Annotated in this window: 23 protein-coding genes; 6 read left to right on the forward strand and 17 right to left on the reverse strand. The window is 73.1% G+C overall.

The genetic code is table 11. From position 1 onward, the window contains the following. Positions 1 to 3: 3 nt before the first annotated feature. From GV155_RS13345 to GV155_RS13365, 5 genes are all read right to left on the reverse strand, one after another. A complete protein-coding gene (locus GV155_RS13345; protein WP_236554314.1) occupies positions 4 to 573 on the reverse strand; it encodes a hypothetical protein in 570 nt (189 codons plus the stop codon). Positions 574 to 593: 20 nt separating this feature from the next. Then, entirely contained in the window at positions 594 to 2,405 is a 1,812-nt protein-coding gene (gene metG, locus GV155_RS13350) for a methionine--tRNA ligase (RefSeq protein ID WP_160008671.1), read from the reverse strand. A 25-nt stretch (positions 2,406 to 2,430) separates the two neighbouring features. Continuing rightward, positions 2,431 to 3,627, reverse strand: coding sequence for an N-acetylmuramoyl-L-alanine amidase (locus tag GV155_RS13355; protein WP_160008674.1), 1,197 nt, complete (start codon positions 3,625 to 3,627; stop codon positions 2,431 to 2,433). A 96-nt stretch (positions 3,628 to 3,723) separates the two neighbouring features. Beyond that, positions 3,724 to 4,323: a mycothiol-dependent nitroreductase Rv2466c family protein gene (locus tag GV155_RS13360; RefSeq protein ID WP_160008676.1), complete on the reverse strand. Its 600-nt coding sequence runs from the start codon at positions 4,321 to 4,323 to the stop codon at positions 3,724 to 3,726. Between the two features lie 57 nt (positions 4,324 to 4,380). Next, on the reverse strand, positions 4,381 to 6,057 hold the full coding sequence (locus GV155_RS13365; protein WP_160008678.1) for a CHAP domain-containing protein: 1,677 nt from the start codon (positions 6,055 to 6,057) through the stop codon (positions 4,381 to 4,383). A 154-nt stretch (positions 6,058 to 6,211) separates the two neighbouring features. Between GV155_RS13365 and pepN the strand changes: the two genes are divergently transcribed. Next, the gene (pepN, locus tag GV155_RS13370) at positions 6,212 to 8,758 is read left to right on the forward strand and encodes an aminopeptidase N (RefSeq protein WP_160008680.1); all 2,547 of its coding nucleotides are present in this window, start codon (positions 6,212 to 6,214) and stop codon (positions 8,756 to 8,758) included. Between the two features lie 37 nt (positions 8,759 to 8,795). Here the strand turns inward: pepN and GV155_RS13375 are convergent, their stop codons facing one another. Continuing rightward, a complete protein-coding gene (locus GV155_RS13375) occupies positions 8,796 to 9,197 on the reverse strand; it encodes a DUF5130 family protein (protein ID WP_160008682.1) in 402 nt (133 codons plus the stop codon). Next, positions 9,184 to 9,585 (reverse strand): hypothetical protein, encoded by a 402-nt coding sequence (locus GV155_RS13380; protein WP_160008684.1) that lies wholly within the window; start codon positions 9,583 to 9,585, stop codon positions 9,184 to 9,186. Before GV155_RS13380 ends, GV155_RS13375 begins: the two co-directional genes overlap by 14 nt. Positions 9,586 to 9,738: 153 nt before the next feature. On the opposite strand from GV155_RS13380, the gene GV155_RS13385 reads away from it, so the two are divergent. Together GV155_RS13385 and GV155_RS13390 are read left to right on the forward strand one after the other, a co-directional pair. Continuing rightward, on the forward strand, positions 9,739 to 10,773 hold the full coding sequence (locus GV155_RS13385; protein WP_160008686.1) for a mechanosensitive ion channel family protein: 1,035 nt from the start codon (positions 9,739 to 9,741) through the stop codon (positions 10,771 to 10,773). 23 nt (positions 10,774 to 10,796) lie between these two features. Then, positions 10,797 to 11,183 (forward strand): globin, encoded by a 387-nt coding sequence (locus tag GV155_RS13390; protein ID WP_160008688.1) that lies wholly within the window; start codon positions 10,797 to 10,799, stop codon positions 11,181 to 11,183. Here GV155_RS13390 and GV155_RS13395 read toward each other — a convergent pair. Beyond that, a complete protein-coding gene (locus tag GV155_RS13395; protein ID WP_236554315.1) occupies positions 11,177 to 12,082 on the reverse strand; it encodes an acyl-CoA thioesterase in 906 nt (301 codons plus the stop codon). The two genes, GV155_RS13390 and GV155_RS13395, sit on opposite strands and share 7 nt — an antisense overlap. A gap of 86 nt (positions 12,083 to 12,168) precedes the next feature. Here GV155_RS13395 and GV155_RS13400 point away from each other — a divergent pair, with 86 nt between their 5' ends. Beyond that, positions 12,169 to 13,383: an acetyl-CoA C-acetyltransferase gene (locus GV155_RS13400; protein WP_160008690.1), complete on the forward strand. Its 1,215-nt coding sequence runs from the start codon at positions 12,169 to 12,171 to the stop codon at positions 13,381 to 13,383. Further along, positions 13,335 to 13,910: a MarR family winged helix-turn-helix transcriptional regulator gene (locus tag GV155_RS13405; RefSeq protein ID WP_236554316.1), complete on the forward strand. Its 576-nt coding sequence runs from the start codon at positions 13,335 to 13,337 to the stop codon at positions 13,908 to 13,910. Before GV155_RS13400 ends, GV155_RS13405 begins: the two co-directional genes overlap by 49 nt. 27 nt (positions 13,911 to 13,937) lie before the next feature. Here GV155_RS13405 and ettA read toward each other — a convergent pair whose 3' ends face one another. The 5 genes from ettA to GV155_RS13430 all read right to left on the reverse strand — a co-directional run bounded on the left by ettA (position 13,938) and on the right by GV155_RS13430 (position 20,709). Further along, positions 13,938 to 15,620 (reverse strand): energy-dependent translational throttle protein EttA, encoded by a 1,683-nt coding sequence (ettA, locus tag GV155_RS13410; RefSeq protein WP_160008692.1) that lies wholly within the window; start codon positions 15,618 to 15,620, stop codon positions 13,938 to 13,940. A gap of 10 nt (positions 15,621 to 15,630) precedes the next feature. Continuing rightward, entirely contained in the window at positions 15,631 to 16,032 is a 402-nt protein-coding gene (locus GV155_RS13415; protein ID WP_160008694.1) for a single-stranded DNA-binding protein, read from the reverse strand. Between the two features lie 158 nt (positions 16,033 to 16,190). Next, positions 16,191 to 17,849 carry a GTPase gene (locus GV155_RS13420; RefSeq protein WP_160008696.1) on the reverse strand — a complete coding sequence of 553 codons (1,659 nt, stop codon included), beginning with the start codon at positions 17,847 to 17,849 and terminating at the stop codon, positions 16,191 to 16,193. Beyond that, the gene (locus GV155_RS13425) at positions 17,846 to 19,591 is read right to left on the reverse strand and encodes a GTPase domain-containing protein (RefSeq protein ID WP_236554317.1); all 1,746 of its coding nucleotides are present in this window, start codon (positions 19,589 to 19,591) and stop codon (positions 17,846 to 17,848) included. The genes GV155_RS13420 and GV155_RS13425 overlap by 4 nt, the downstream gene beginning before the upstream one ends. Further along, positions 19,588 to 20,709 carry a PrsW family intramembrane metalloprotease gene (locus GV155_RS13430; RefSeq protein WP_160008698.1) on the reverse strand — a complete coding sequence of 374 codons (1,122 nt, stop codon included), beginning with the start codon at positions 20,707 to 20,709 and terminating at the stop codon, positions 19,588 to 19,590. Before GV155_RS13430 ends, GV155_RS13425 begins: the two co-directional genes overlap by 4 nt. 53 nt (positions 20,710 to 20,762) lie before the next feature. Here GV155_RS13430 and GV155_RS13435 point away from each other — a divergent pair, with 53 nt between their 5' ends. Continuing rightward, entirely contained in the window at positions 20,763 to 22,208 is a 1,446-nt protein-coding gene (locus GV155_RS13435; protein ID WP_236554318.1) for an aminopeptidase P family protein, read from the forward strand. Positions 22,209 to 22,214: 6 nt separating this feature from the next. Here GV155_RS13435 and GV155_RS13440 read toward each other — a convergent pair whose 3' ends face one another. Genes GV155_RS13440 through GV155_RS13455 form a run of 4 tightly spaced genes read right to left on the reverse strand, consistent with a single transcriptional unit; the run spans position 22,215 to position 25,679 of the window. Then, positions 22,215 to 23,237, reverse strand: coding sequence for a hemolysin family protein (locus tag GV155_RS13440; protein WP_160008700.1), 1,023 nt, complete (start codon positions 23,235 to 23,237; stop codon positions 22,215 to 22,217). Further along, positions 23,234 to 24,679, reverse strand: a complete 1,446-nt coding sequence (locus GV155_RS13445; RefSeq protein ID WP_160008702.1) for a hemolysin family protein — start codon at positions 24,677 to 24,679, stop codon at positions 23,234 to 23,236. The genes GV155_RS13440 and GV155_RS13445 overlap by 4 nt, the downstream gene beginning before the upstream one ends. A gap of 13 nt (positions 24,680 to 24,692) precedes the next feature. Further along, positions 24,693 to 25,193 (reverse strand): hypothetical protein, encoded by a 501-nt coding sequence (locus GV155_RS13450; protein WP_160008704.1) that lies wholly within the window; start codon positions 25,191 to 25,193, stop codon positions 24,693 to 24,695. Between the two features lie 6 nt (positions 25,194 to 25,199). Next, positions 25,200 to 25,679, reverse strand: a complete 480-nt coding sequence (locus tag GV155_RS13455) for a hypothetical protein (protein WP_160008706.1) — start codon at positions 25,677 to 25,679, stop codon at positions 25,200 to 25,202. Between the last annotated feature and the right edge of the window lie 3 nt (positions 25,680 to 25,682).

The raw sequence follows: 25,682 nt of genomic DNA on the forward strand, positions 1-25,682 counted from the left end.
CGCTCAGCGGGCCATCAGGGCGTCGAGCGCCACCGCGACCGCGGCGGCGACGCGGAAGTCGACCTCGGGGTGCGGCACCGTGACCGTGTACTTGTCGCGCACCGAGCCCTGACGCGTGACGGAGAGCAGCGGGGCGCCGTCGGGGGCCACGAAGTCGAAGTGGATCGGCAGGAACGGCAGGTCGGTGACGCGCCGGATGATCGCGACCGGCAGGCTCCGCTCCTGACCGGTCCCGGCGTACCCCGGCCCCTCGAGGTGGAAGGTCGAGCGGAGCAGGCTCGCCCCGAAGTCCTTGCGGAAGAAGCCCAGCGGTGCGCCGGCCTCGTCGGTGACGTCGTAGCCGGAGTTGAGGTCCACCCGCTTGCGCGCCTTGAACGCGAACACCGGGCGGGTCTTGGAGGCGTCCTCGAAGAACGTGACCTGCTCCTTGAACGCCAGCCGCTTCTGCTCGGCCAGGCCCATCAGCGCGCCGAACGAGCCGTCGGGGTTGGCGGCGTAGAGCTCGTAGCGGTTGGTCGTCATCGCGATCTTCTGCTTGACGAAGAACGAGGGCAGGTACATCGAGGCGGTCACGGCGGTGATCCTAGGCCGGTTCAGCCCTCGCGCGTGGCGAGACGCTCCCGCTCCTCCTCGACGACCGACGGGTCGAGCTTGGTGAAGACCGGGGTCGGCTTGGCGACCGGCGTCCCGACAACGACCGGACGGGACTCCCAGCGTGGCGTGGCGGTGTAGTCGCCGGTGATCACCGGGTACGGCCCGAGGCCGGCGCCGGCGCCCGGGTCGAGGTCCTCGACCTGCTCGATGCGCGGCATCGGCACCAGCTCTCCCTCGCCGCCGTAGACCGCCCACACCCGGTTCGCGGCGTGGGGCAGGAACGGCGCGAGCAGCAGGTTGCAGTCCAGGACGCACTGCGCGGCGACGTGCAGGACGGTGCCGAGGCGCTCGCGCTGCGCCTCGTCCTTCATCTTGTAGGGCTCGGTGACGGTGAGGTACTTGTTGACCTCGCCGACGCAGCGCATCGCCTCCGCGATCGCGGCGCGCTGGCGGTGCCGGCCGATCAGCCCGCCGACGGAGTCGAACCCGGCGCGCACGGTGGCCAGCACGTCCTCGTCGACCTGCTCGAGCGGTCCGCGGGGCGGGACCTCGCCGAAGCTCTTGGCGATCATCGTGGCCGTCCGGTTCACCAGGTTGCCCCAGCCGGCCACCAGCTCGGAGTTGGTGCGCTGCACGAACTCGGCCCAGGTGAAGTCGGAGTCGGAGGTCTCGGGGCCGGCGGCACAGATGAAGTAGCGCAGCGCGTCCGGCTGGTAGCGCGTCAGCATGTCGCCGACCAGGATCACGTGGCCGCGGCTGGTCGAGAACTGCTTGCTCTCCATGGTCATGAACTCCGAGGAGACGACCTCGGTGGGCAGCACGAGGTCGCCGTATGTCCCGGGCTCGCCGCCGCGCTCCCCGCGCCCGTCGTAGGCCAGCAGCTCGGCGGGCCAGATCTGGCTGTGGAAGACGATGTTGTCCTTGCCCATGAAGTAGTAGGCCAGGGTCTCGGGGTCGTTCCACCAGTCGCGCCAGGCCTCCGGCGTGCCCTGGCGGCGGGCCCACTCGATCGAGGCCGAGAGGTAGCCGATCACGGCGTCGAACCAGACGTAGAGCCGCTTGGTGGGCTGGTCCTCCCAGCCCGGCACGGGGATGCCCCAGTCGATGTCGCGCGTCATCGCGCGGGGGCGGATCTCCTTCAGGATGTTCTGGCTGAACCGGATCACGTTGGGGCGCCAGAGCCCGGTGGCCTCGCGCTCGTCGAGCCACTCCCCCAGCGCGTCGGCCAGCGCGGGCAGGTCGAGGAAGTAGTGCTGGGTGTCGACGAAGGACGGCGTCTCGCCGTTGATCTTGGAGCGGGGCGCGACCAGGTCGGTGGCGTCGAGCTGGTTGCCGCAGTTGTCGCACTGGTCCCCGCGGGCCTCGGTGTAGCCGCAGATCGGGCAGGTGCCCTCGATGTAGCGGTCGGGCAGGGTGCGTCCGGTCGAGGGGCTGATCGCCGACTGGGTGGTCTGCTCGACCAGGTAGCCGTTGCGGTGCACGGTGCGGAACATCTCCTGCACCGTCAGGTAGTGGTTGCCCGTCGTGGTGCGGGTGAACAGGTCGTAGGAGAGCCCGAGGTCGTGCAGGTCCTGCACGATCACCGCGTTGTTGCGGTCCGCGAGGTCCCGGGCGCTGACGCCCTCGGCGTCGGCGGCGACCAGGATCGGCGTGCCGTGCTCGTCGGTGCCGGAGACCATCAGGACGTCGTGGCCGGCCATCCGCATGTAGCGGCTGAAGACGTCGGAGGGCACTCCGAAGCCTGCGACGTGGCCGATGTGGCGGGGGCCGTTGGCGTAGGGCCAGGCGACGGCGGACAGGACGTGGCTCATGCCGCGATCCTAGGGACCCGCCTGCTCAGCCCAGCCGCTGGATCCTCCCGGCGGCCCGACGGCGCACCCACTTCAGCCGCCCGTAGAGCGCGCTGCCCGGGCAGGCGGTCTCGTTGGTGTCGCGGTGACCGTCGATCACGCGCAGCCGCACCCGCTGGCCGGGGCCGTACCGGTCGCTGCCCGAGGAGGTGACGCGGGTGCGCGCGCGGGGGTGCCGGCCGTGCTTGTGCAGCTTCCACGCCGCGATCTTGGCCAGGCCCTTGATGATGCGCTTGTTCGGCGGCCCCTCCTCGAAGTTGCCGATCACCGCGACGCCGAAGGAGTCGGTGTTGAAGCCGAGGGTGTGGGCGCCGCGCACCGGGCGCTCGACGCCGCCGGCGCGGCCGGTCCAGACCCGGCCGTAGCGGTCGACGAGGAAGTTGTAGCCGATGTCGGACCACCCGAGGTTCTGGGTGTGGTAGCGGTACATGCCGCGGATCAGGCCTGCCACGTCGGCCCGGTCGTAGGAGTTCGAGTTGACGGTGTGGTGCACGTGCATCTGCCGGATCGTGCTGTCGATCGTCGGCGACCCGCTGCGCAGCCCCTCGTCGGCGCCCCAGTCCCGGCGCGACCGGATGGCCGGGCGCAGGCCCTTCCCCCGGGTCGACGTGCGGGGCAGGGCCCGCGCGGTGAGCACCTCGGGCTCGAGGAGGGCCAGGGCGGGGTCCGTCGCGGCGCCGCTGGTGCGGACCTGGAGGGCGTCGCTGGCACCCACCCAGGTCAGCTCGGTGGCCCGGAGGGTGGGGTCGCCCTCGCCGCTGTCGGGGTCGGGGCCGTCGTGCTGGTAGCGCAACGTGCGCCAGCGTCCCCAGGTGCCCGACCCGACCGGGCGGGTCCGCACCTCGACGGTGGTCTCGTCGCCCCGCCAGGTCACCCCGACCATGGAGAACGGGTCGGTCTCGACCGTGCTGGTCTCGAGCCCCGCGGCGCCCGTGCTGCGTCGGGCCGACCCGGCGGCCAGCGAGGACAGCGGCACGTCGGCGGCGCGGACGCCGCCGGGACCGGTGGTCAGGGCGACGCCGGTGCGACCGCCCGACAGGCGGGCCCGGGCGGCGCCGTCACCGGTCCCGGGGTCGTCGCCCCCGCCGGAGAGGGCGTCGATGACGGGCACGGCGACGAGGGCGCCGACGGTCGCCGTCGCGACCACGGTGACGGTGCGTCGGGTGGGAGACGGGAGGTCCATGGTGATTGATCATGCGTCACACCAGCAACATCCGTCCAACCCGTCACACCCCCGGCGCGGCGCGCCGAGGGTCCGGGCGGCGACCGGGGCGACCCGTCAGCTGAAGTCGAGCGCCTCGTTGCGGGACCGCTTGAGCTCGAAGAAGTGCGGGTAGGAGGCCATCGCCACCGCGCCGTCCCAGATCGCACCGGCCTGCTCGCCCCGCGGGATCCGGGTCATCACCGGGCCGAAGAAGGCGACGCCGTCGATGGCGATGGTGGGCGTGCCGACGTCCTCGCCGACCTGGTCCATGCCCTCGTGGTGGGAGGTGATGATGGCCTCGTCGTAGGAGGTGTCGTCGAAGGCCTCGGCCAGCTCGACGGGCAGGCCCACCTCGGCGAGCGCCTCGACCATCACCGGCTTGTCGCGGCCCCGGTCCTGGTCGTGGATGCGGGTGCCCATCGCGGTGTAGAGCGGCAGGAGGTGCTCGCGACCGTGCTGCTGCTGCACCGCCATCGCCACGCGGACCGGGCCCCAGGCGCCCTCGAGCGCCTTGCGGTACTCCTCGGGGATCTCCTTGTCCTGGTTGAGGTAGCCGAGGCTCATGATGTGCCAGGTGACGTCGACGTCACGGACCTGCTCCACCTCCAGCATCCAGCGCGAGGTGATCCAGGCGAACGGGCAGAGCGGGTCGAACCAGAAGTCGGCTTTCGTCATGCCGGTGCAGCCGTCGTCGGGCGCGCGCTATTCCCGCGCGCCCGACGACGGGTGTGCTCAGCGTGCCGGCAGCACGGTCACCGGGACCTCGACCGAGGTCGGCTCGATCAGCTCCGAGCCGAGGAAGTCGACCCGGACCGTGCGCTCGCCGGCGCGCAGCGGCTCGACGACGACGCGCGCGGCGCCGTCCACCACCGTGGCGGGGACCTGGCGGCCGCCCACGGTGACCAGCGCCTCGCCGGTCGGCGCGTCCACGCCCGGGGCGTCCAGCGCGAGGGTGACCACGGCCTTGCGGGCCCGGCCGGAGGTCACCACCTCGAGCTCGGGGGTGGTCCGCACCGCTCGGTCGACCTCGACCACCTGCGTGGTGCGGCGGTAGCCGGACCGGACCAGCTCGACCTCGACCGAGAGCCACGTGCCGACGTCGCGCACCCGGACCGGGTAGGTCGCCTCGCGGGCGCCCTTGATCCGGGTCCCGTCGCGCAACCACCGGTAGCGCACCTCGGCCTGCGCCGGGGCGAAGGTGCCCGGGTCGACGGCGAGCTCCTCGCCGAGCAGCGGCGTGCCGTCCACGCGGGCCGGCTCGACGACCTCGACCGACGGGGCCGCCACGGCCTCGGTGGGCACCGACCGCGTCCGGGCGGGGACGTAGCCCTTGCCGAACCCGTCGACGCCGGCCACCAGGCGGGCGCCCTGGAGCTCCTCGGTCACCGTCAGACGCGGCCCGGTGGCCCCCTCCACGAGCTCCCCGTCGGCGAACCACGAGACCTCGGTGCGTCCCGGCTCCGGCGTCATCGTGCCCGGCGTCATCGTCAGCACCTCGCCCACCTCGGGGGTGCCGGTGACCACGGGCGCGGTGGTCGCGAAGCGGCCGCGCTTGACCGCGGCGCTGCGCTGCGAGACCGCGGTGGCCGGCTCGAAGCCGTCCTTGCGGGCCGTCACCTGCAGGGCGACGGTCTTGCCGAAGTCGCGGGGCCGCGGGGTGAAGCGCTTCGCGGTGGCGCCGGTGACGGCGTCGCCGTCGACCAGCCACTGCCGGGAGACGCCGTCGACCCGGTTGCTCCAGGTGCCACGGCCACTGGCCAGTGACGCGCCGACCTGGGGGGTGCCGCCGAGCTTCGGCACGGTCTTGTTCGCCAGCGCCGGCGTGCTGTCGACGAAGTGGACGAACCCGTCGGGCCAGGTGCCGGCCGCCACGCTGTAGCGGCGCCAGTGGAAGTCGCCGCCCCAGCTGTCCTCGCTGACGATGATCTCGGTCGGGCTGACGACCCGCTCGACGTAGGCGACGTGACCGGCGGAGCCCGAGACGCCGGACCGGTTCGCCCGGAACCAGGCCACCGCCCCCACCTCGGGCGTGCGGTCGGTCTTCGAGGAGTTCGAGGTGCCCCAGAACATCGCGTTGCCGCTGCCGGACCACGGGCGCACGTTCGGCATGCCCGCCTGCACCATCCGGTACGCCACGTAGTTGGTGCAGTTGTGGCCGGAGTACATGTTCCAGTACATCGTCCCACCGCGCTCCTTGTAGCCCGCGTGGCCGTAGCCGGCGCGTGCGCAGGCGTCGTAGCCGGTGCAGAGGTACGAGCTGCTGCTGCTGGTGACCGCCTCCTTCGCCGCGGCGGTGCCGGCGACCGGCAGCAGGGTCGACGCGCCGAGCGCGAGGGCGAGCACGCCCGCGACGAGAAGCCGCAGCAGGGCGTCGGGGCGGGTGCGGGGAACGCTGGACGTGGGGGTCACAGGGTGGAGGGAATCACATGTCAAGCACCGACACGCCGACACGCGACAATTTTCTCAACTTTCCCATGCATCACAGCCGCCCCATCCTCCCCGCGCCCGAGGCCGCCGGACGCCGCCCGGGCCACCACCCCCACCGGGTGGCAGGATCGCGGTCATGCCTGGAACCAACCTGACCCGGGACGAGGCCGCCACCCGCGCCGGCCTCCTCACCGTGGGGTCCTACCTCGTCGAGCTCGACCTCACGACGGGCGAGGAGACCTTCGCCTCGACCACGACGATCGAGTTCACCTGCGCCTCCCCCGGCGCCTCCACCTTCGCCGACCTCGTCGGCGCCGAGGTGCACGAGGTCACCCTCAACGGTCGCGCGCTCGACCCCGCGGCCGTCTACGTCGACAGCCGCATCCTGCTGGACGACCTCGCCGCGACGAACACGCTCGTGGTGCGCGCCGACGGCACGTACTCCCGTTCCGGGGAGGGCCTGCACCGCTTCGTCGACCCGGTCGACGACCGCGTCTACCTCTACACGCAGTTCGAGGTGCCCGACGCCCGGCGCGTCTACACGACCTTCGAGCAGCCCGACCTCAAGTCGGTCTTCACCTTCCGCGTGACCGCGCCCGAGGGCTGGAAGGTGGTCTCGAACTCCCCCACCCCCGACCCCGTCCCGCTCGGGGCCGGCCGTGCCCGCTGGGACTTCAAGCCGACGAAGCCGATGTCGACCTACATCACCGCGGTGGTCGCCGGGGAGTACCACGAGGTGCAGGACGTCTACGTCGGCGCGCACGGCGAGATCCCGCTGGGCCACTACTGCCGCCAGTCGCTGGTCGAGCACCTCGACGTCGAGGAGCTGCTGACGATCACCCGGCAGGGCTTCGAGTTCTTCGAGGAGGCCTTCGACTTCCCCTACCCCTTCGGCAAGTACGACCAGCTCTACGTGCCGGAGTACAACATGGGCGCGATGGAGAACGCCGGCTGCGTGACCCTGCGCGACGAGTACCTCCCCCGCAGCCGTCAGGACGGCGCGTTCTACGAGTTCCGCGCCTCGGTGGTCCTGCACGAGATGGCCCACATGTGGTTCGGCGACCTGGTGACCATGCGCTGGTGGGACGACCTGTGGCTCAACGAGTCCTTCGCGGAGTGGGCCTGCTACCACGCGGCGGTCGAGAACACCGCGTTCACGGAGTCGTGGACCGGCTTCACCAACGCCCGCAAGGTCACCGGCTACCGCCAGGACCAGATGCCCTCCACGCACCCGATCGCGGCCGACAACCACGACCTCGAGGCCGTCGAGGTCAACTTCGACATGATCACCTACGCCAAGGGCGCCTCGGTGCTCAAGCAGCTGGTGGCCTGGGTCGGGCTCGACCCGTTCCTGGTCGGCCTGCGGCAGTACTTCAAGGACCACGCCTACGGCAGCTCGGAGTTCGCCGACCTCCTCGCCGCCCTGGAGCGCTCCTCGGGCCGCGAGCTCCAGGGCTGGGCCCGGGAGTGGCTGCAGACCGCCGGCGTCAACACGCTCGCCCCGGTCTCCGTCGTCGACGACGAGGGCCGCTACACCTCCGTGACCGTCCACCAGACCGCCGTGCCGGAGTGGCCCACGCTGCGTCGCCACCGCCTCGGCGTCGGCCTCTACGACGACGTCGACGGTCGCCTCGTGCTGCGCCGGCACCTCGAGATCGACGTCGAGGGCGCCACGACCGAGGTGCCCGAGCTCGTCGGCGAGCCCCGGCCCGACCTGCTGCTGCTCAACGACCGCGACCTCGCCTACGCCAAGATCCGGCTCGACGAGCAGTCGCTGGCCACCGTCGTGCGGGGCCTGGCCACGCTGGACGACTCGCTGGCCCGCGCCCTGTGCTGGGGCGCCGCCTGGGACATGGTCCGCGACGGCGAGCTGGCCGCCACGGCCTACGTCGACCTCGTCCTCGGGGCGGTCGGCTCCGAGACCGACGCCTTCGGCGGGAGCGTCATCCCGCGCTTCGCCGCCACCGCCGCGAACCTCTACGCGGCGCCCGACCACCGCGACGAGCTCGTGGCGCGCTGGGAGCAGGGCGTACGCCGGCTGCTGCACGAGGCCGCCCCCGGCAGCGACCTGCAGCTGACCTTCGCCCGCGCCCTGGCCGGTGCGGCACGCAGCGACGACGTGCTCGACGAGCTCGAGGGGCTGCTGGCCGGCACCGTCGTCGTCGACGGCCTGGAGGTCGACACGGACCTGCGCTGGGTCCTGGTCACCGCCCTCGCGGCGCGGGGTCGTCTCGGCGAGGACCGGATCGCCGCGGAGGAGGCACGCGACGCCACCATCTCGGGTCGCGAGCACGCCGCCGGCGCCCGCGCGGCCCTGCCGACGCCGGAGGCCAAGGAGGCCGCCTGGCAGCAGGCGTTCCTGGACCCCGGGACCCCGAACGAGACCCAGCGCTCGATCGTCACCTCGTTCTTCCAGCACGGGCAGGCCGACGTCCTGGCGCCGTACGTCGGGCGCTTCCTCGACGTGGCCGGCACCGCCTACGAGCAGCTGGGGACCCAGCGGGCCTCGACGGCGCTGCGCTTCGGCTTCCCCACGCTGCTGGCCTCGCCGGCCCTGCTCGCCGACGTCGACGCGTGGCTGACCACGAACCAGGCGAACGCCAACGCCGTCCGCTACGTCACCGAGGGCCGCTCCGAGGTCGTCCGGGCCCTGGCCGCGCGGGAGGCGGACGCGGCCCGGTAGCGGGACGGCCCGGCAGCGGGCACCCGGCCCCGGTCGCTCAGTCCTCGGTGGAGGAGTGCAGCGTCCGGGGCGCCCGGGCGTGCTCGCCGAGCATCGTGACGCCGCGCCGCAGCCCGCCGATGAGGTCACCCTCGGCGAAGGCGCTCTGCATCGTCAGCGCCACCAGCTCGACCTGCTTGTCGCTGAGGTGCCGGCGCACCCAGCCGCCGGTCACGATCTCCAGGGCCCGGGCGGTCGGGTCGACCATCACCAGGATGCTGCGCGACGGCGCGACCAGCGAGTTGTGCAGCGACGTCGCGAAGGCGCGGGCACCGCCCTCGGCGGTCCCCACGAACACCGAGATCTCGGCCCGGCAGGCCTGCTCGGCACGTCGGATCGTGTCGTCGAGCACGGCCCGGTCGGCGCCCGTCAGGTGGGAGGAGCGGTCACCAGCGGGCACCGGCACCCCCGGCCTCGGAACCTTCACGGTCAGGCCCGGCGAGCTCGCCGGCCGCCTTGCGGGGACCGCCGATCCACTGGTTCTCGGCGACCGAGACACCCGGGGTGATCCGTTCGCCGCGGGCCAGCGCCGGGCCGACGGTGAGCACGGTGATCACGAGGATCACCGCGAGCGTGACCCCGCCGATCAGCAGCAGCGCGTCGAGGATGTTCACCGGGGGGTTCTCGGGCCAGCCCTGGGCCGGCACCTCCGCCGCAGCGGGGGCGGCCAGGGCCACCCCGAGGACGAGGACGGCCGTCACGGCGGTGGTCGCGGAGAGCGCCGCGCGACGGAGCGGGCGCGGGGTGTCACCGGGCGGGCGGGCGGCGGGGCTGGCGTGCTGCGTCACGGCGCCAGGGTATCGGTCCCCACCCCGATCGCCTCCCCCGGAGGCCACCGGGACCGCCGCCGCGTCGTCGCCTTGGTCACACCGGGGCCGTGCATCGGCGACGGGCCCGCCGTCGGGTCGAGATCGGGACCGGTCGGCTGCTACACACGGGGGATGCTTCCCGCCCTCCCCCTCGCCGTGGCCGTCCCCGGCCTCGACACCCTCCTCGACCTCGTCGTCGGTCCTCGGGGTACCGGCGTCGCCAACCCCTGCACCGAGGGCCAACAGGTCTGCACCACCGTCTGGGAGTGGTCGGGCAACTCCCGTCTCGCGGCGGCCGCCGACCTGGTCATCGGGACCCCGCTCCAGCTCGTGGGCTACCTCGTGCTGGCCCTGGTCGTCCGGTGGGTCGTCCACCGGCTCATCGGCCGGGTGGTGCTGCGGGCCGAGAAGGGGCCCGCCGCCGCCCCCGGCCAGCAGCACCGCAGCACCCGGCGCACGCAGCGCGCACAGACCGTCGGCAGCCTGCTCAAGAGCGTGAGCACCGGTGTCATCACCGCGGTCGTGGGCACCATGATGCTGAGCGAGATCGGCGTCAACATCGCCCCGATCATCGCCTCGGCCGGGATCATCGGCATCGCGGTCGGCTTCGGCGCCCAGTCCCTCGTGGCCGACTTCCTGTCCGGCATCTTCATGATCGTCGAGGACCAGTACGGCGTCGGCGACGTCGTCGACCTCGGGGAGGCCATCGGCACGGTCGAGGCGGTGACCCTGCGGATCACCCGGGTCCGCGACATCAACGGCACCGTCTGGTACGTCCCCAACGGCTCGATCACCCGGGTCGGCAACCAGAGCCAGAACTGGGCGCAGACCGTGCTCGACGTGACCGTGGGCTACGACGAGGACCTCGCCCGGGTGCGCAGCGTGCTGGAGTCGGTCGCCCACGACCTGTGGGAGGACGAGGCCTTCGAGGGCAAGATCATCGAGGAGCCGTCCGTCTGGGGCGTGCAGAACCTCGGCCCCGACGGCGTCGACGTCCGGGTCGTGCTCAAGACCGCGCCGCTGGAGCAGTGGGCCGTCGCGCGTGAGATGCGCCAGCGGATCAAGGCCCGCTTCGACGCCGAGGGCATCGAGATCCCGAACCTGCAGCGGATGATGTGGCGCCCGGGAGGCGAGGCCGCCGCCGATCAGCCCGCCTCCGGCACGTGAGCACGGCACGCGATGATGGGGCCGTGAGCACCTACTACGACGAGATCGGCGGCGAGCCCGTCATCCGGGCGATCGTCCACCGCTTCTACGAGGGCGTGGCCGACGACGAGGTGCTGCGCCCGCTCTACCCCGAGGAGGACCTCGGCCCGGCCGAGGAGCGCTTCGCGACCTTCCTGATGCAGTACTGGGGCGGCCCGACGACCTACTCCGAGGCCCGCGGCCACCCGCGGCTGCGGATGCGGCACGCCCCGTTCAAGGTCGACCCGGTCGCCAAGGACCACTGGCTCCTGCACTTCCGGGCCGGCCTGGACTCGGTCGACCTGACCCCCGAGCAGGACGCGCAGTTCTGGGACTACGTCACCCACGCCGCGCAGTTCATGGTCAACACCTTCGACCAGCAGGATCAATAGGCGCGACCCCGCGCGAGGGCCTCCTCCAGGCGCGCGCGCAACCGGGCCGAGGGCTCGACGGAGCGGCCATGCTCGCGGTCGAAGAAGACCATCACCACCCGCCCGCGGGCGCACACCACGTCCCCGTCGCGGATCTCCGAGGACAGGTCCATCGAGCGCGTCCCGAGCCGCGACACCGTGGTCAGCACGGTGTAGGGCTCCGGGCGCAGCACCATCGGGCGGTGGTAGTCCACCTCGGCCCGACCGACGACCACCCCGGTGGCGTCGGAGCCGGGGTCGCGCCACAGCGCGTCGCCGATCGCGATCCGCGCCTCCTGGAGGTACTCGACGTACTTGACGTTGTTGACGTGGCGGTAGACGTCGACGTCGGAGAAGCGCACCCGCAGGTCGTAGGTCGTGGCCCGCTCGGCGTCGACGGCTCCCGGTCGGGCCCCGGCCGGGCGGTCGTCGGGCTCGAGGAACCCGGTGAGCACCTCGCGCTCGGCCGGGGTCAGCCGGCGCGGCCGGCCGCTGGCGAAGACGTACGGCGTGAGCAGCGTCGTGGCGCGGGCGTAGACGCGACGGCCCGCGTCCGGCGCGCCCGGCTCGTCCGACCCGGGGTGGAAGAGCTCGTAGCCGAGGGTGAAGCTGGCGGCCCTCACCTCGGTCACCCAGACCTCGATGTGCAGCGGACCGCGGTCGAGGACGAGGGGCTTGAGGTAGTCGATGTCGTGGCGGACCACCAGGGCGGCCTCCCCCGACGACGCCTCGTCGGGCGAGCCCGGCACGACCCCGGGACGCAGCAGGCGGAGGAGCTCGACCCGGGCCTCCTGGAGGTAGTCGACGTAGACGACGTTGTTGACGTGACCGAGCTCGTCGAGGTCGGCCCACCGCAGAGGGCACAGGTACGTGTGGCGCACGGACCGATGCTGTCAGAAGTCGGCTCCTCTAGGGTGGCCGGAGGCGTCGGAGCCGACGTCGCCCCCGGCAGATCGGAGCCTCACCCATGCCCGAAGCAGTCATCGTCGCCGCGACGCGCTCGCCCATCGGCCGAGCCAACAAGGGCTCGCTGAAGGACCTGCGCCCCGACGACCTGGCGGCGACGATCGTCCGGGCCGCCCTGGACAAGGTCCCCGCCCTGGACCCGAGCACCGTCGACGACCTCTATCTCGGCTGCGGCCTCCCGGGTGGCGAGTCGGGCAGCAACATGGGCCGGGTCGTCAACGTGCTCAACGGCATGGACAGCGTGCCCGGCGCCACCGTCACCCGCTACTGCGCCTCGTCGGTGCAGACCACCCGGATGGCCTTCCACGCCATCAAGGCCGGCGAGGGCGACGTGTTCGTCTCCGCCGGCGTCGAGATGGTCTCGCGCTTCTTCAAGGGCACCTCCGACCACCTGCCCGACACCGTGAACCACGCCTTCGACGACGCCCAGTCGCGCACCAAGGCCACCGCGGAGAGCAACGCGCCGTGGCACGACCCCCGCCAGGACGGCGCGATGCCCGACGTCTACATCGCGATGGGCCAGACCGCGGAGAACCTCGCCACCAGCCGCGGGCTGAGCCGGCAGGAGCTCGACGAGTTCGGTGTCCGCTCGCAGAACCTCGCCGAGAAGGCGATCGCGAACGGGTTCTGGCAGCGGGAGATCACCCCGGTCACCACGCCCGACGGCACCGTCGTGACCGCCGACGACGGTCCCCGCGCCGGCGTCACCTACGACGCGATCAAGGACCTCAAGCCGGTCTTCCGCGCCGACGGCGTCGTCACCGCCGCGAACTGCTGCCCGCTCAACGACGGCGCGGCCGCCGTGGTGATCATGTCCGACACGAAGGCCGCCGAGCTCGGGCTGACCCCGCTGGCCCGGATCGTGTCCACCGGCGTGTCGGGCCTCTCGCCCGAGATCATGGGCCTCGGCCCGGTCGAGGCCACCCAGCGCGCCCTGGCCCTGGCCGGGATGAGCATCGGCGACATCGATCTGGTCGAGATCAACGAGGCCTTCGCGGCCCAGGTGGTCCCGTCCTACCAGGACCTCGGCATCGACCTCGACCGGCTCAACGTCAACGGCGGCGCGATCGCCGTGGGCCACCCGTTCGGGATGACCGGCGCGCGCCTGCAGAACACGATGCTGAACTCGCTGGACTTCCACGACAAGTCGACCGGCCTGATCACCATGTGCGTCGGCGGCGGCCAGGGCATGGCCCTCATCCTGGAGCGGGTCTGACGCCCGGGCCCGGGGCCGGGGACGAGGCGGCCGCCGAGGCCGGTCGTACCCCGACCCCGTGGCTCGACGACGACGAGCAGCACGCCTGGCGCGCGCTGGTCCTCGGCTCCGAGCTCCTCTTCGGCCGCCTCAACGACGAGCTCGAGCGCCGGCACGGGCTGACCTTTACCGAGTACTCGATCCTGGTGCGGCTCTCCGAGCGGGACGGCCGGATGCGGATGGCGCAGCTCGCGGACGCGCTGGCGCACAGCCGGAGCCGCGTCACCCACACCATCAAGCGGATGGAGGGCCGCCAGCTGGTCCGCCGGGAGGACTCCCCCGAGGACGGCCGCGGCGTCGACGCGGTGATGACCGAGGAGGGGCTGGCCGTGCTCGAGCGGACCGCGCCCACCCACGTGCGCGGCGTGCGCCGCCACCTGCTCGACCTCGCCGGGCCCGGCGAGGTGGCCGCGCTCGGCCGCGTCATGGACGCGGTCTGCGACCACCTCATCGCCGGGCACCCGGAGATGGAGATCCGGGAGGGCTGAGCAGCAGGGTCGAGCAGCCGGGGCCGCTCAGTCGCGGGTCAGGCGGCGGTGGGTGACCCGGTGCGGGCGGGTCGCGTCGGCACCGAGGCGCTCGATCTTGTTCTCCTCGTACGACGCGAAGTTCCCCTCGAACCAGAACCAGCGGCCGGGCTCGTCCCCGTCGCCCTCCCACGCCAGGATGTGGGTGGCGACGCGGTCCAGGAACCACCGGTCGTGCGAGGTGACCACGGCGCAGCCGGGGAACTCCAGCAGTGCGTCCTCGAGCGAGGACAGCGTCTCGACGTCCAGGTCGTTGGTCGGCTCGTCGAGCAGCAGCAGGTTGCCGCCCATCTTCAGGGTCAGGGCCAGGTTCAAGCGGTTGCGCTCACCGCCCGAGAGCACGCCGGACTTCTTCTGCTGGTCGGGGCCCTTGAAGCCGAACGAGGCCACGTAGGCGCGGGAGTTCATCTCGAAGTTCGCGACCTTGATGTAGTCCAGGCCGTCCGAGACGACCTCCCACACGTTCTTGGTCCCGTCGAGGCCGCCGCGGCTCTGGTCGACGTAGGAGATCTTGACCGTCTGCCCGACGTCGAGGCTGCCCTCGTCCGGCTGCTCCTGGTCGGTGATCATCCGGAACAGCGTGGTCTTGCCGACGCCGTTGGGGCCGATCACGCCGACGATCCCGGCGCGCGGCAGCGAGAAGGACAGGTCGCCGATCAGCACCCGGTCGTCGAAGCCCTTGGTCAGGTCGCGGGCCTCGAGGACCACGTCGCCCAGCCGGGGGCCGGCGGGGATGTTGATCTCGGAGGTGTCGATCTTGCGGGTCCGGTCGGCCTCGGCGGCCATCTCCTCGTAGCGCGCCAGGCGCGAGCGGCTCTTGGTCTGGCGGGCCTTCGCGTTCGAGCGCACCCACTCGAGCTCGCGCTCGAGCATCCGGGCGCGCTTGACGTCCTTCTGGCCCTCGATCTTGAGCCGGTCCTTCTTGGTCTCCAGGTAGGTGGAGTAGTTGCCCTCGTAGCCGTGGATCTGGCCGCGGTCGACCTCGGCGATCCACTCGGCGACGTTGTCGAGGAAGTACCGGTCGTGGGTGACGGCCAGGACGGCGCCGGGGTAATTCTTCAGGTGCCCCTCGAGCCACTGGACCGACTCGGCGTCGAGGTGGTTGGTGGGCTCGTCGAGGAGCAGCAGGTCGGGCTGCTGGAGCAGCAGCTTGCACAGCGCGACGCGGCGTCGCTCACCACCGGAGAGGTGGTCGACCAGGCTGTCGGCGGGCGGGCAGCGCAGCGCGTCCATGGCCTGGTCGAGGCGGGAGTCGAGGTCCCACGCGCCGGCGTTGTCCAGGTCGGTCTGCAGGTCGCCCATCTCGGCGAGGAGCTTGTCGAAGTCGGCCTCCGGGTCGCCCATCGCCTCGGAGATCTCGTTGTAGCGGTCCAGCTTGCCCTTGACCTCGCCCACGGCCTCCTGGACGTTCTCCAGCACCGTGCGGCCCTCGGTCAGCGGCGGCTCCTGCTGGAGCATGCCGACCGTGGCGTCGGGGTCCTTGACGGCCTCGCCGTTGTTGGCGTGGTCGAGCCCGGCCATGATCTTCAGCAGGGTCGACTTGCCGGCCCCGTTGGGGCCGACGACACCGATCTTCGCTCCGTGCAGGAACGACATCGTGACGTTGTCGAGGATGACTTTCTCGCCGTGGGCCTTCCGCACCTTGTGCAGGGTGAACACATACTCCGCCATGCTCACGAGCCTACGCAGCGACGTGCTCCCCCGGCTCCGCGGGGGTGGCGGCCGCGGTCCGCGTGAAGACGGTGCTGCCGCGGGCCAGGTCGTGGCCCACCAGGACCGCCTCCACCTCGTGCGTGGTGACCGCGACGCCGTCCTTGCCCGTCCAGGTACGCGCCGCCAGCCGTCCGTGGACCACCACCGGCTGACCCTTGTGGAGCGACGCGGCGCAGTTCTCGGCCAGGCCGCGCCAGGCGTTCACGGTGTACCACTGCGTCTCGGCGTCGCCCCAGGTCTCGGTGCGCCGGTTCCAGCGCCGTGGGGTGCAGCCCACCCGGAAGCTGGTCACCGGGATGTCGCCGGCCAGGCGCAGCGAGACCTCCCCGCCGATCCAGCCCTGCAGCGTCACCAGGGTCTCGTTGCTCATGCGTCCGTCCTCCCCGCCCGCCGGCGACGGGCACGGCACCAGCCTGCGGCCGGTGCCCGCGCCGGGGCGACCGGGCCGGGGGCACCGGTGGACGGGCCGTCCGGACGCGGCGCTGTGGACGGATCCCGGTCGGTCCGGGGCCCTCGGCGGGGCGGGGGTCAGCCGCGCCGGATCGTCGCGAGCGCCTCGCGCACCTGGGCGTGCGCGGCCAGCTCGGCGGAGACCGGCGTCACGACCAGCTCGGTGGCGACCTCGCCGACCGCCGCCCGCAGCCGCTTGTCGGCCGTCCTGGCCCGCGAGCGGGCGGTGAACCGGACCAGGACGCGGCCTGCGAGGCCGAGCAGGACCCCGAGCAGCACCCCGCCGAGCAGCATCACCGTGGGCGCCGGGAGCCCGCCGGCCGACGGCGTCGACACCTCGGGGAGACCGAGGAAGCCGAGCACGGCGAGGACCAGCAGCCAGGCCAGCCCCGCGGCACCGGTCAGCAGCAGCACCCACTGCACCGCCCGGACGACACCGGTCCACCACGGCAGGCGGTCGACCTGGAGGTCGGTGGAGGCCATCGCGGCGTCGAGCCGGTCGCCGAGGTCGTCGAGACGCGACGTCGAGGCGCGCCGGACCGAGGCCGCCCACGGCCGGCCGAGGCCGGCAGCGGCCTCGTCGGCCAGGGCGCGCACCTCGGTGTCGACCCGCGCCCGCTGGACGGGAGTCGTCGCCGGCAGGGAGGTGCGGGAGAGCCCGGTGAACTGGCGACCGGCGTCGCCGAGGTCGAGGTGCAGCCGCTTGAGCGGGTCCGGGCGCAGCCGGGCGACCCAGCTGACGACCGGCCAGCCGGTGGCGCGACCGCCGCGCACCCGGGTGGACCGCTCGACGGCCTCGACGACCGTCGGAACGCCCGCCGCGTCGGCCAGGGCGTCCTCCAGCTCGCGGACCCGCTGCTCGGACAGGCTGCGGGCCTGGCCCTCGCCGCTGTGCTCGGCCATCCGGTCGGCCACGGTGCGCAGGTCGGCCTCGAGCCGCAGCCGGGTGGCGGCCTTGTCGCGCACCCGTCCGGCGATCTCGCTGCGCAGGTCCTCGATCCCGATGCCGTGCCGGGCGCTGACGGCGTAGACCGGGACGTCGGGCAGCCCGTCGGCCACGAGCAGCCGGCGGACGTCGGCGACCATCGCCTCGCGCCGGTCCTCGGGCACGGTGTCGATGTGGTTGAGCACCACCACCATCACGTCGCGGTGCGACACCAGGGGGGCGAGGTAGCGGTCGTGGATCGCGGCGTCGGCGTACTTCTGGGGGTCGAGGACCCAGACGAGCAGGTCCGTGAGCTGCACGAGCCGGTCCACCTCGAGGTGGTGGCTGACCTCGGTCGAGTCGTGGTCGGGGAGGTCGAGCAGGACGACCCCGTCGAGCTGGCCGTCGTCGCGGCGCGCGTCGAGCATCGAGTCGCGGGTGGCCCGGTGGCGCGGCGGGATGCCGAGCCACTCCAGCAGCTCCTCGGCGTCCTCGTGGCCCCAGATGCAGGCCGAGGCCCACGAGGTGGTGGGGCGGCGGACGCCGACGGCGGAGAGCTCGAGGCCGGTCAGGGCGTTGTAAGTCGACGACTTGCCCGACCCGGTCGCCCCGGCGAGGCCGACCACGGTGTGCCGGGCCGAGAGACGCATCCGGGACGCCGCGCGGTCCGCGGCGGCCGCGGCCTCGTCGACCAGGCCGTCGTCGAGCCGTCCGCGCGCGCCCTGCGCGGCGACCTCCAGGGCCTCGATCCGGGTCCCGAGCTCGGTGCCCCGGGTGACCAGTCGGCGGGCCCCCTCCAGCAGCGTCGTCACGTCGTCCTCTCCTGGGTGGTCCTCGGGGGCGCGGCCACGCCGCCGTGGCGGCGGGCCGCGAAGCGCTGGTCGTCGACCTTGCGGGCGGCCTCGCGCAGCCGGTCGGCCGCACCGGGGGCCAGCCCCTGCTCGTCGAGCAGGTCGGTGAAACGGGCCCGCTCGCCCTCGAGCAGCGCGCGCAGGCGCTGGTCGAGGGAGCGCTTGGCGCGGTCGGCGAGGCGGCGTACGGCCTGGTCGCCGAAGACGGCCTCGAGCAGCTTCTGGCCGAGCACGGCCGAGCCGCCGGCGATGCCGACCTCGGTGCCGGTGACCCCGGCGGTGCTGGCGAAGACGACCACCATCAGCGCGACGGAGAGACCGTTCACGCCGAAGGCCAGGAAGCGCGCCGTGGTCCGCTTGTCGGCGCCTTCGGTGCGGACCATCTCCAGCACGTCGGACTGCCACTCGCGCACGGTGCGCTCGGCCTGGCGGCGCAGGTCACGCGAGGCGCGGCCGAGGTCGCGGTCGCCACGCTCGAGCAGCGTGCGTCCGGCAGGGCTCTGCCGCCAGGCGGACTCGGCCCGCTCGGCGGCGGCCTCGGCGTGCTCGAGGATCAGCGTCTCCAGGCCGGACTCGACGGCCACCGTGACCTGCTCGGCCTGCCGGGGCTTGCCCTTGACCGTGCTGACCACCCGGTCGCGCAGCCAGCCGACCTTGGCCTCCAAGGACCGCAGCAGGTCGCCGGTGCCCACGAACTCCTGCCACCGGGCCAGGACCTCGCCGCGCAGCAGCGTCCCGTCGGCGCAGGCGCGGTTGACGGCGTCGACGGCCTCCTCGTAGGCCCGGTCCACGTCGTCGCGGAGCGTGTCGGTGGCGCGAGCCTGCTCGGCGACCGCGTCGGCGACGGGGTACGCGCGCCGCGCGACGTCGCGCACGGCCCCCTCGAGGGTCTGCTGGACCACCGCGGCGCGCGCGGCCGTGTCACCGGCGAGGTTCTCCAACCACGCCCGGACCGGAGCGACGTGGGCCGGCGGCAGCAGGCCCTCGTCGTCGACGGGGCCCTCGGCGACGGTGAAGAGCGGGGAGTCCTTGAGACCGCGGCTGGCCAGCATCCGAGCGAGGTGGGAGGAGACCGTGGCGACGGCGTCCTCGGGCGTGCGGTCGAGGACCACGGCCACGGCCGTCGAGCGCTCCGCAGCCTGCTTGAGGAAGCCCCACGGGACCTGGTCGGCGTACCGGGCCGCCGAGGTGACGAAGAGCCAGAGGTCGGCGGCGGCCAGGAGCTGGGCGGCCAGCTGCCGGTTGCGCTCCTCGACGGAGTCGACGTCGGGGGCGTCGAGCACGGCCAGCCCGGCCGGGACGGCCGTGGTCGCGACCAGCTGGAGCGCGGCGGGGTCGTTGGTGGAGTGCGTGACGCGCTCGAGGTCCGGCAGCAGCCGGTCCTGACCGAACCACGCCGCGTCGTCGGGGTGGTGCACGAGCACCGGCGAGCGGGTCGTCGGCCGGAGCACCCCCGGGGTGGTGACCCGGTGGCCGACCAGGGAGTTGACCAGCGTCGACTTGCCGGCGCCGGTGGAGCCACCGACCACCGTGAGCAGCGGGGCGTCGAGCGTCATCAGGCGCGGGATGACGTAGTCCTCGAGCTGGTCGACCATGGCGCGCCGGGAGTCGCGCAGCGCCTCGACCCCGGGGAGGTCGAGGGGCAGCTCGGCTGCCTGGAGCGCGCTGCGGAGCCGCACGAGCGCGGTCACCATCTGGGTCATCGGGTCGGTACCACCTGTCCGGGGAAGGCTACGGCAGGTCGGACCGCTCGGATGCGGAGGACGTGGGCCTGCCCCCGAGCCTGCCAGTCGTCGGGCGCGGTGCCGCGCAGCAGGCGGTGGTGGAGGAAGCCGAGCTCGATCACGGCCTGCTGGTAGTCGCGCATCGCCCGCTCCGCCGGGCGGCCCTCGGTCGCCCGGGCGTGGCGGCGTGCGGCCCGTCGCGCGGGCAGGTCGACGACCCACCCGATGTCGGTGGCGGGCACCAGCCCGCGCTGCGCCGCGTCGCCCAGCGCAGCCGCCAGCAGCAGCCGCTCGGAGCGGCGTGCCCAGACCGCGAGCGCGACGATCCCGGCCAGCGCGGGGAGCATGAGCACGACGTAGACGCCGACGAAGCCGCCGAGACCGGCGACGGTCGAGCCGTTCCACAGGCCGTGGGCCAGCACCGCGGCGACGTAGCCGAGCAGCGGCGCGCCCAGGCGTACCGACCGGGAGCGGCTGGAGACGGCCAGGCCCACGCCGATCCCGATGAAGGCCGTGAACAGGGGGTGGGCGAAGGGGCTGAGCACGCAGCGCACCACGAAGAGCGTGGTCAGCCCGGCCACTCCCCCGGGCCCGGCGCCGTCCGTGCCGTTGTAGGCGGCGGCGAGGTAGAGGATGTTCTCGGTGAAGGCGAACCCGATGCCGACCATGCCGGCGTACACGAGGCCGTCGAGCAGCCCGTCGAGCTCGGCGCGGCGCCACCACAGCAGCAGGAGCAGGAAGAGGCCCTTGCTGGCCTCCTCGGTCACCGGGGCCACCACGGCCAGCGAGGCCGTCTGGCCGTAGCCGATGACGAGCCCGCCGATGCCGCCGAGCACGACCGCCGCGACCGTGGCCACGAAGGCGCCCCAGGCGAGGCCGGCCAGGAGCAGGCCGCGGGGCTCGGGCTCGTAGCGGTCGAGCCACAGGTAGCAGGCCACGAGCGGGACGACCGGGACCGCGGCGGCCACCGCGGCGACGAGCGTGATCGCGGGTGCGCCGGACAGCGCGAGGACCAGCAGCACCGCGAGCGCCCCGAGCACCACGAGGACGGTGACGATGACCGTGAAGGCGACGCTGTCGCGGCGGGGGGCCGGCATGGGCGCAGCCTAACGAAGAGCGGCCCCGGGCCCGGCCGCCGTAGGCTGGCCGGGTGAGCAAGGACGAGCACCAGACCGCTGCCCCGACCGCCGCCGAGCCCGAGCAGGGCACGGAGTCGCACGACCCGGCGGTGCCGCCGGCCTACCGCGACTTCATGCGCACCGGTTGGGGCGAGCGCGAGCTCGACCTGCCTGCCCACCCGGTCGCGCCGTACGCCGCCGCACGCCGCCGCCGTCTGGCCGAGGCGTTCCCCGGGGAGCGTCTCGTGCTGCCGGCCGGCACCTTCAAGGTCCGCTCGAACGACACCGACTACCGGTTCCGCCCCGACACCGCGCACACCTACTTCTCCGGCAACCAGACCACCGACGCCGTCCTGGTCGTCGAGGACGGCACCGAGGTGCTGTACGCCCGCCCGCGCTCCTCGCGCGACACCGACGAGTTCTTCCGGGACCGCCAGTACGGCGAGCTGTGGGCCGGGCGCCGGCCGTCCATGCACGAGATGTCCTCGTCGCTCGGCCTCGAGGTGCGCCACCTGGACAGCCTCGAGGACGACCTGCAGCGCCGCGGGTCCACGAAGACGCGGGTGCTGCGCGGCCTCTCCTCGGCGGTGGACCGGATCGTGACCCCCGACGCCGGCCTCGACGACGAGCTCGGCCGGGTGGCCTCGGAGATGCGCCTGGTCAAGGACGAGTGGGAGGTCGGCGAGCTGCGGGAGGCCTGCGACGTCACCACGCTCGGGTTCGAGGACTCCGTGCGGGAGTGGGACAACGTGCTCGAGCACGGCGAGCGCTGGATCGAGGGCACCTTCTTCCGCCGCGCGCGGGCGATGGGCAACGACATCGGCTACGACTCCATCGTGGGCGGCGGCAAGCACGCGACCACGCTGCACTGGATCGAGAACTCCGGGTCGATCACGCCCGGCGAGCTGGTCCTGCTCGACATGGGCGTCGAGGGCCGCAACCTCTACACCGCCGACGTGACGCGCACCCTGCCCGTCGACGGCCGCTGGACCGCCCGCCAGCGCGAGCTGTACTCCGCGGTGCTCGCCGCCCAGCAGGCCGGCATCGACGCCGTCCGGCCCGGGGCGCGGTTCGCGTCCGTGCACGAGGCCTCGATGGAGGTGCTGGCGCACGCGCTGGCGGACATGGGCCTGCTCCCGGTCAGCGCCGAGGAGGCGCTCGACCCGGAGTCGAAGGTGTACGCCCGGTGGACCCTGCACGGCACCAGCCACATGCTCGGGATGGACGTCCACGACTGCGGGCGGGCGGCGCCGGAGGCGTACGCCAAGGGGGTGCTCGCCGAGGGGATGGTCCTGACCGTCGAGCCGGGTCTGTACTTCCAGGAGGACGACCTGCTGGTGCCCGAGGAGCTGCGCGGCACCGGGATCCGGATCGAGGACGACGTCCTGGTGACCGCCACCGGCAGCGAGAACCTGTCGGCGTCCCTGCCCCGCGGCGCCGACGAGGTCGAGGCATGGATGGCGCGCCTCCGGCGCTGAGGACCGCTACCGCTCGCGGACCCCTTCGGCCCCGGCCGAGGCCGGCATCATCCGGGACAGCAGGTCGGCCAGCGTGACCACGGTCGAGCCGCCGTCGGCGCGGTGGACGACCGCGATCTGGGTGCCGGCGGCGCGCAGCGTCGTCATGGCGTCCAGGACGCTCACGTCGCTGTCGAGCTGGTGCAGGTCCCGGACGTAGGCGGCGACCGGCTCCTGCGCGGCGGCGGTGAGGGTGTCGCGGACGTGCACGACACCGCTGGGGTCCTCGGCGGGGCCGACCAGGATCCGCAGGTGGCCCGACTCGCGGGCCTGCTGCTGGACGTCGGCGACGGTGGCGTCCGCTGGCACGCCCACCAGCCGGGAGCTGCTGGTGATGTCGTCGAGGGTGGCCTGCGAGGTCTCCAGCGCCCCGGAGAGCTGCTCGGAGGACCGCGCGTCGAGGTCGCCGGTCTCGGCGGAGTGCAGGACCAGCTGACGGAGGTCGTCGGGGTTCTGCTCGATGGCCACCTCGTCGACCGGATCGACGCCGACCCGGCGGACCAGCCCGTTCGCGGCGTTGTTGAGCAGGGTCAGCACGGGACGGAAGAGCCACATGAAGCCGCGCATCGGGATCGCGAAGAGCGTCGCCGACTTCTCGGGGTGGCTGATCGCCCACGACTTCGGCGCCATCTCCCCCACGACGAGGTGCAGGAAGGTGGTGATCACCAGGGCGAGGCCGAAGGCGACGGCGTACGACAGCCAGCCCGGCAGGCCGACCTGCTCGATCAGCGGCTCGAGGGCGTGCTCGATGGCCGGCTCGGTGATCGCGCCCAGGGCCAGGGTGCAGGCGGTGATGCCGAGCTGGCAGCCCGCCAGGAGGACGGAGACCTCCGAGGCGCTGCGCAGCGCCGCGCGGGAGGCCTTGCTGTGGGTGGCGGCCTCCTCGAGGCGGGTGCGGCGCGAGGCGATGCTGGCGAACTCGACCGAGACGAAGAACGCGCTCAGCACGATGATCGCCACGGTCGCGGGGATGGCGGCGAGCCCGGTCATCGGCTGACCTCCTCGGTCTGCTCGGTGGTCTCGGTGGTGTCGTCCTCGGTGTCCTGCCCGGGCAGCGGCGCGCCGACCAGCTCCAGGCGCAGGTGGGCGGGCACGTGGTGCGCGACCTCGAGGACCTCCGCGCGCAGGGTCCGCTCCGGCGGGTGCTCGGAGTGGGCGAGCTCGAGCGGGTCCGGTGGGAGGTGGACCTCGACGACGTCTCCCTCCTCCGGCAGCGCCCCGTGCTCGGCGATCACCATCCCGGCGACGGTCTCGAAGTCGCCGCGCGGCAGCACCGCGCCGACCTCGCGCTCCACCTCGTCGAGCGGGGCGTCCCCGCGCACGGTCCAGGCGCGGGCCGAGTCCTCGGGCACGAGGTGCGGCTCCTCGTCGCCGTCGTGCTCGTCGGTGATCTCGCCGACGACCTCCTCCACGAGGTCCTCGAGGGTGATGATGCCGGCGAACCCGCCGTACTCGTCGACGACGCAGGCCAGCTGGTCACCGGCCTCCGTCATCTCCGCCAGGGCGTCGGGCAGGCGCATCAGCGTCGGCAGCACGGTCGCGTCGCGGCTGACCTCGCGCACGGTCACCGTCGGGCCCTCGTGGGCGCGGTCCTCGCAGGGCCGCAGCGCCTCGATGACGTCGACCAGGTGGACCACGCCGACGACCTCGCCGTGGGTGTCGAGCACGGGGTAGCGGGAGTGGCCGCCCTCCATCACCTGCAGGACGTCGCGCAGGTCGGTGCCGGCGTCGAAGACGTCGACCCGCGAGCGCGGGACCAGGGCGTGGTCGACGTCGCGCTCGGGGAAGTCGAGCATCCGGTCCAGGACGAGACTGAGGTCGGCCGGCAGCTCGCCGGCGTCCTTGGACGCACTGACGATGCGCTGCAGGTCGTGCAGGTTGGCCGAGTGGGCCACGTCGTGGACGGGCTCGATCCGCAGCAGGCGGAGCAGGCCGTTGGAGGCCGCGTCGAAGAAGCGGATCACCCACCCGAAGGTGCGCATGTAGAGCAGGGTCGACCCGGAGAGGCGCTGCGCGACGGGGTACGGCCGGGCGATCGAGAGGTTCTTGGGGAACAGCTCCCCGAAGAGCATCTGCGCGAACGTGGCCACCACCAGCGTGCCGACGGTGCCGATCGCGATGCCGGTCCCGGTCGGTACGCCGACCCCGCCGAGAAGCTCCCCGACGGCGGACCCGATCAGCGGCTCGGCGGTGTAGCCGACGAGCAGGCCCGTGACCGTGATGCCGAGCTGGGCTCCGGAGAGCATGAAGGACGTGCGGTCGGTGATCTGCAGCGTCCGCTTGGCCGACCTGTCGCCCTGCTCCGCCAGGGAGTTCAGCCGGGAGCGGTCCACGGCCATGTAGGAGAACTCCTGGGCCACGAAGTAGCCGTTGGCCGCGATGATCAGGCCGATCAGGAGCACACCACCGACCAGGGACAACGCGATGCTCATGGTCGTCATGGTGTCAGTGCCGTGGGCGGTCCCCAGGGGTGTGCGACGCCGACCGGCGCAGGGCCCGGCGCTTCTGGAGGGTGTGGGTCCAGGCCAGGGCCCCCGGGACGCCGGCCAGCAGGGTGAACAGGGGGAACGCGACGAACCCGACCCTGGTGTCGTCCGGACCGGGCACCTGGATCCCCTCGCCCGGGTCGTAGTGGACGAGAGCGTTCTCCTCCAGGCCCCCGCACGTGCCGAGCCGCCCACCGCTGGCCTCCCGGACGGCCTCGACCGGCGGCCCGTCAGGACGGTCGGCGATCACCAGCACGCACTCCGGCGAGCTCGACACGACGTAGCCGGAGGGATCGTCCGCCGCGAGGCGCTCGTGCAGGATGAAGCCACCGGAGACGCCGATCACGACGGCGCAGACCGGGCACAGCCACAGCAGCACGAACCTGCGCCACGCGGTGCTGTCCCAGGGCTTGCCACCCGTGCCGAACCCCTTGTCGAGCATCGACTCGATGGTGGGCATGCCTGGTCACCCGCCGTTCGCGACGAGCCGGCGGCGGGCCCGGCGCTTCTGCACCGTGGCGGTCCAGGCGAGGGCACCCGGCACCGCGCCCATCAGCGCCATGACCGGGAACACCACGAACCCCACCTCGGTGTCGTCGTCGCCGAAGACCTGGATCCCTCGGCCCGGGTCGTAGAAGACCTCCTGGTCGAGGTCCAGGCCTCCGCACGTGCCCAGGCGCCCGCCACTGTTCTGCTCGACGGTCTCGACCGGGGGGCCGCCCGGCGTCGCGGCGACGACCAGCGTGCAGTCAGCGTCGTTCGACACGACGTAGCCGACCGGGTAGTCCGCGGCCAGCCGGTCGCGGACGAGGAACGCACCGGACACACCGATGACCAGGGCGCCGATCGGGCACACCCAGAGCAGGGCCAGCCTGCGCCACCACGTGCGGTCCCAGGGCTGCCCGTTGCTGAACCCCTTGTTGAGGATGTCCTCGGCGGTGGCCATGGC

Source organism: Nocardioides sp. AX2bis, assembly GCF_902506435.1.
Classification (GTDB): Bacteria; Actinomycetota; Actinomycetes; order Propionibacteriales; family Nocardioidaceae; genus Nocardioides.

What these genes read in the sequence shown, in the direction of transcription:
- GV155_RS13450 (WP_160008704.1), bottom strand. Translation starts at nt 25,193, where the DNA reads ATGCCCACCATCGAGTCGATGCTCGACAAGGGGTTCGGCACGGGTGGC.
- GV155_RS13455 (WP_160008706.1), bottom strand. Translation starts at nt 25,679, where the DNA reads ATGGCCACCGCCGAGGACATCCTCAACAAGGGGTTCAGCAACGGGCAG.
- metG (WP_160008671.1), bottom strand. Translation starts at nt 2,405, where the DNA reads ATGAGCCACGTCCTGTCCGCCGTCGCCTGGCCCTACGCCAACGGCCCC.
- GV155_RS13425 (WP_236554317.1), bottom strand. Translation starts at nt 19,591, where the DNA reads ATGACCCAGATGGTGACCGCGCTCGTGCGGCTCCGCAGCGCGCTCCAG.
- GV155_RS13430 (WP_160008698.1), bottom strand. Translation starts at nt 20,709, where the DNA reads ATGCCGGCCCCCCGCCGCGACAGCGTCGCCTTCACGGTCATCGTCACC.
- ettA (WP_160008692.1), bottom strand. Translation starts at nt 15,620, where the DNA reads ATGGCGGAGTATGTGTTCACCCTGCACAAGGTGCGGAAGGCCCACGGC.
- GV155_RS13415 (WP_160008694.1), bottom strand. Translation starts at nt 16,032, where the DNA reads ATGAGCAACGAGACCCTGGTGACGCTGCAGGGCTGGATCGGCGGGGAG.
- GV155_RS13385 (WP_160008686.1), top strand. Translation starts at nt 9,739, where the DNA reads ATGCTTCCCGCCCTCCCCCTCGCCGTGGCCGTCCCCGGCCTCGACACC.
- GV155_RS13440 (WP_160008700.1), bottom strand. Translation starts at nt 23,237, where the DNA reads ATGACCGGGCTCGCCGCCATCCCCGCGACCGTGGCGATCATCGTGCTG.
- pepN (WP_160008680.1), top strand. Translation starts at nt 6,212, where the DNA reads ATGCCTGGAACCAACCTGACCCGGGACGAGGCCGCCACCCGCGCCGGC.
- GV155_RS13445 (WP_160008702.1), bottom strand. Translation starts at nt 24,679, where the DNA reads ATGAGCATCGCGTTGTCCCTGGTCGGTGGTGTGCTCCTGATCGGCCTG.
- GV155_RS13355 (WP_160008674.1), bottom strand. Translation starts at nt 3,627, where the DNA reads ATGGACCTCCCGTCTCCCACCCGACGCACCGTCACCGTGGTCGCGACG.
- GV155_RS13360 (WP_160008676.1), bottom strand. Translation starts at nt 4,323, where the DNA reads ATGACGAAAGCCGACTTCTGGTTCGACCCGCTCTGCCCGTTCGCCTGG.
- GV155_RS13400 (WP_160008690.1), top strand. Translation starts at nt 12,169, where the DNA reads ATGCCCGAAGCAGTCATCGTCGCCGCGACGCGCTCGCCCATCGGCCGA.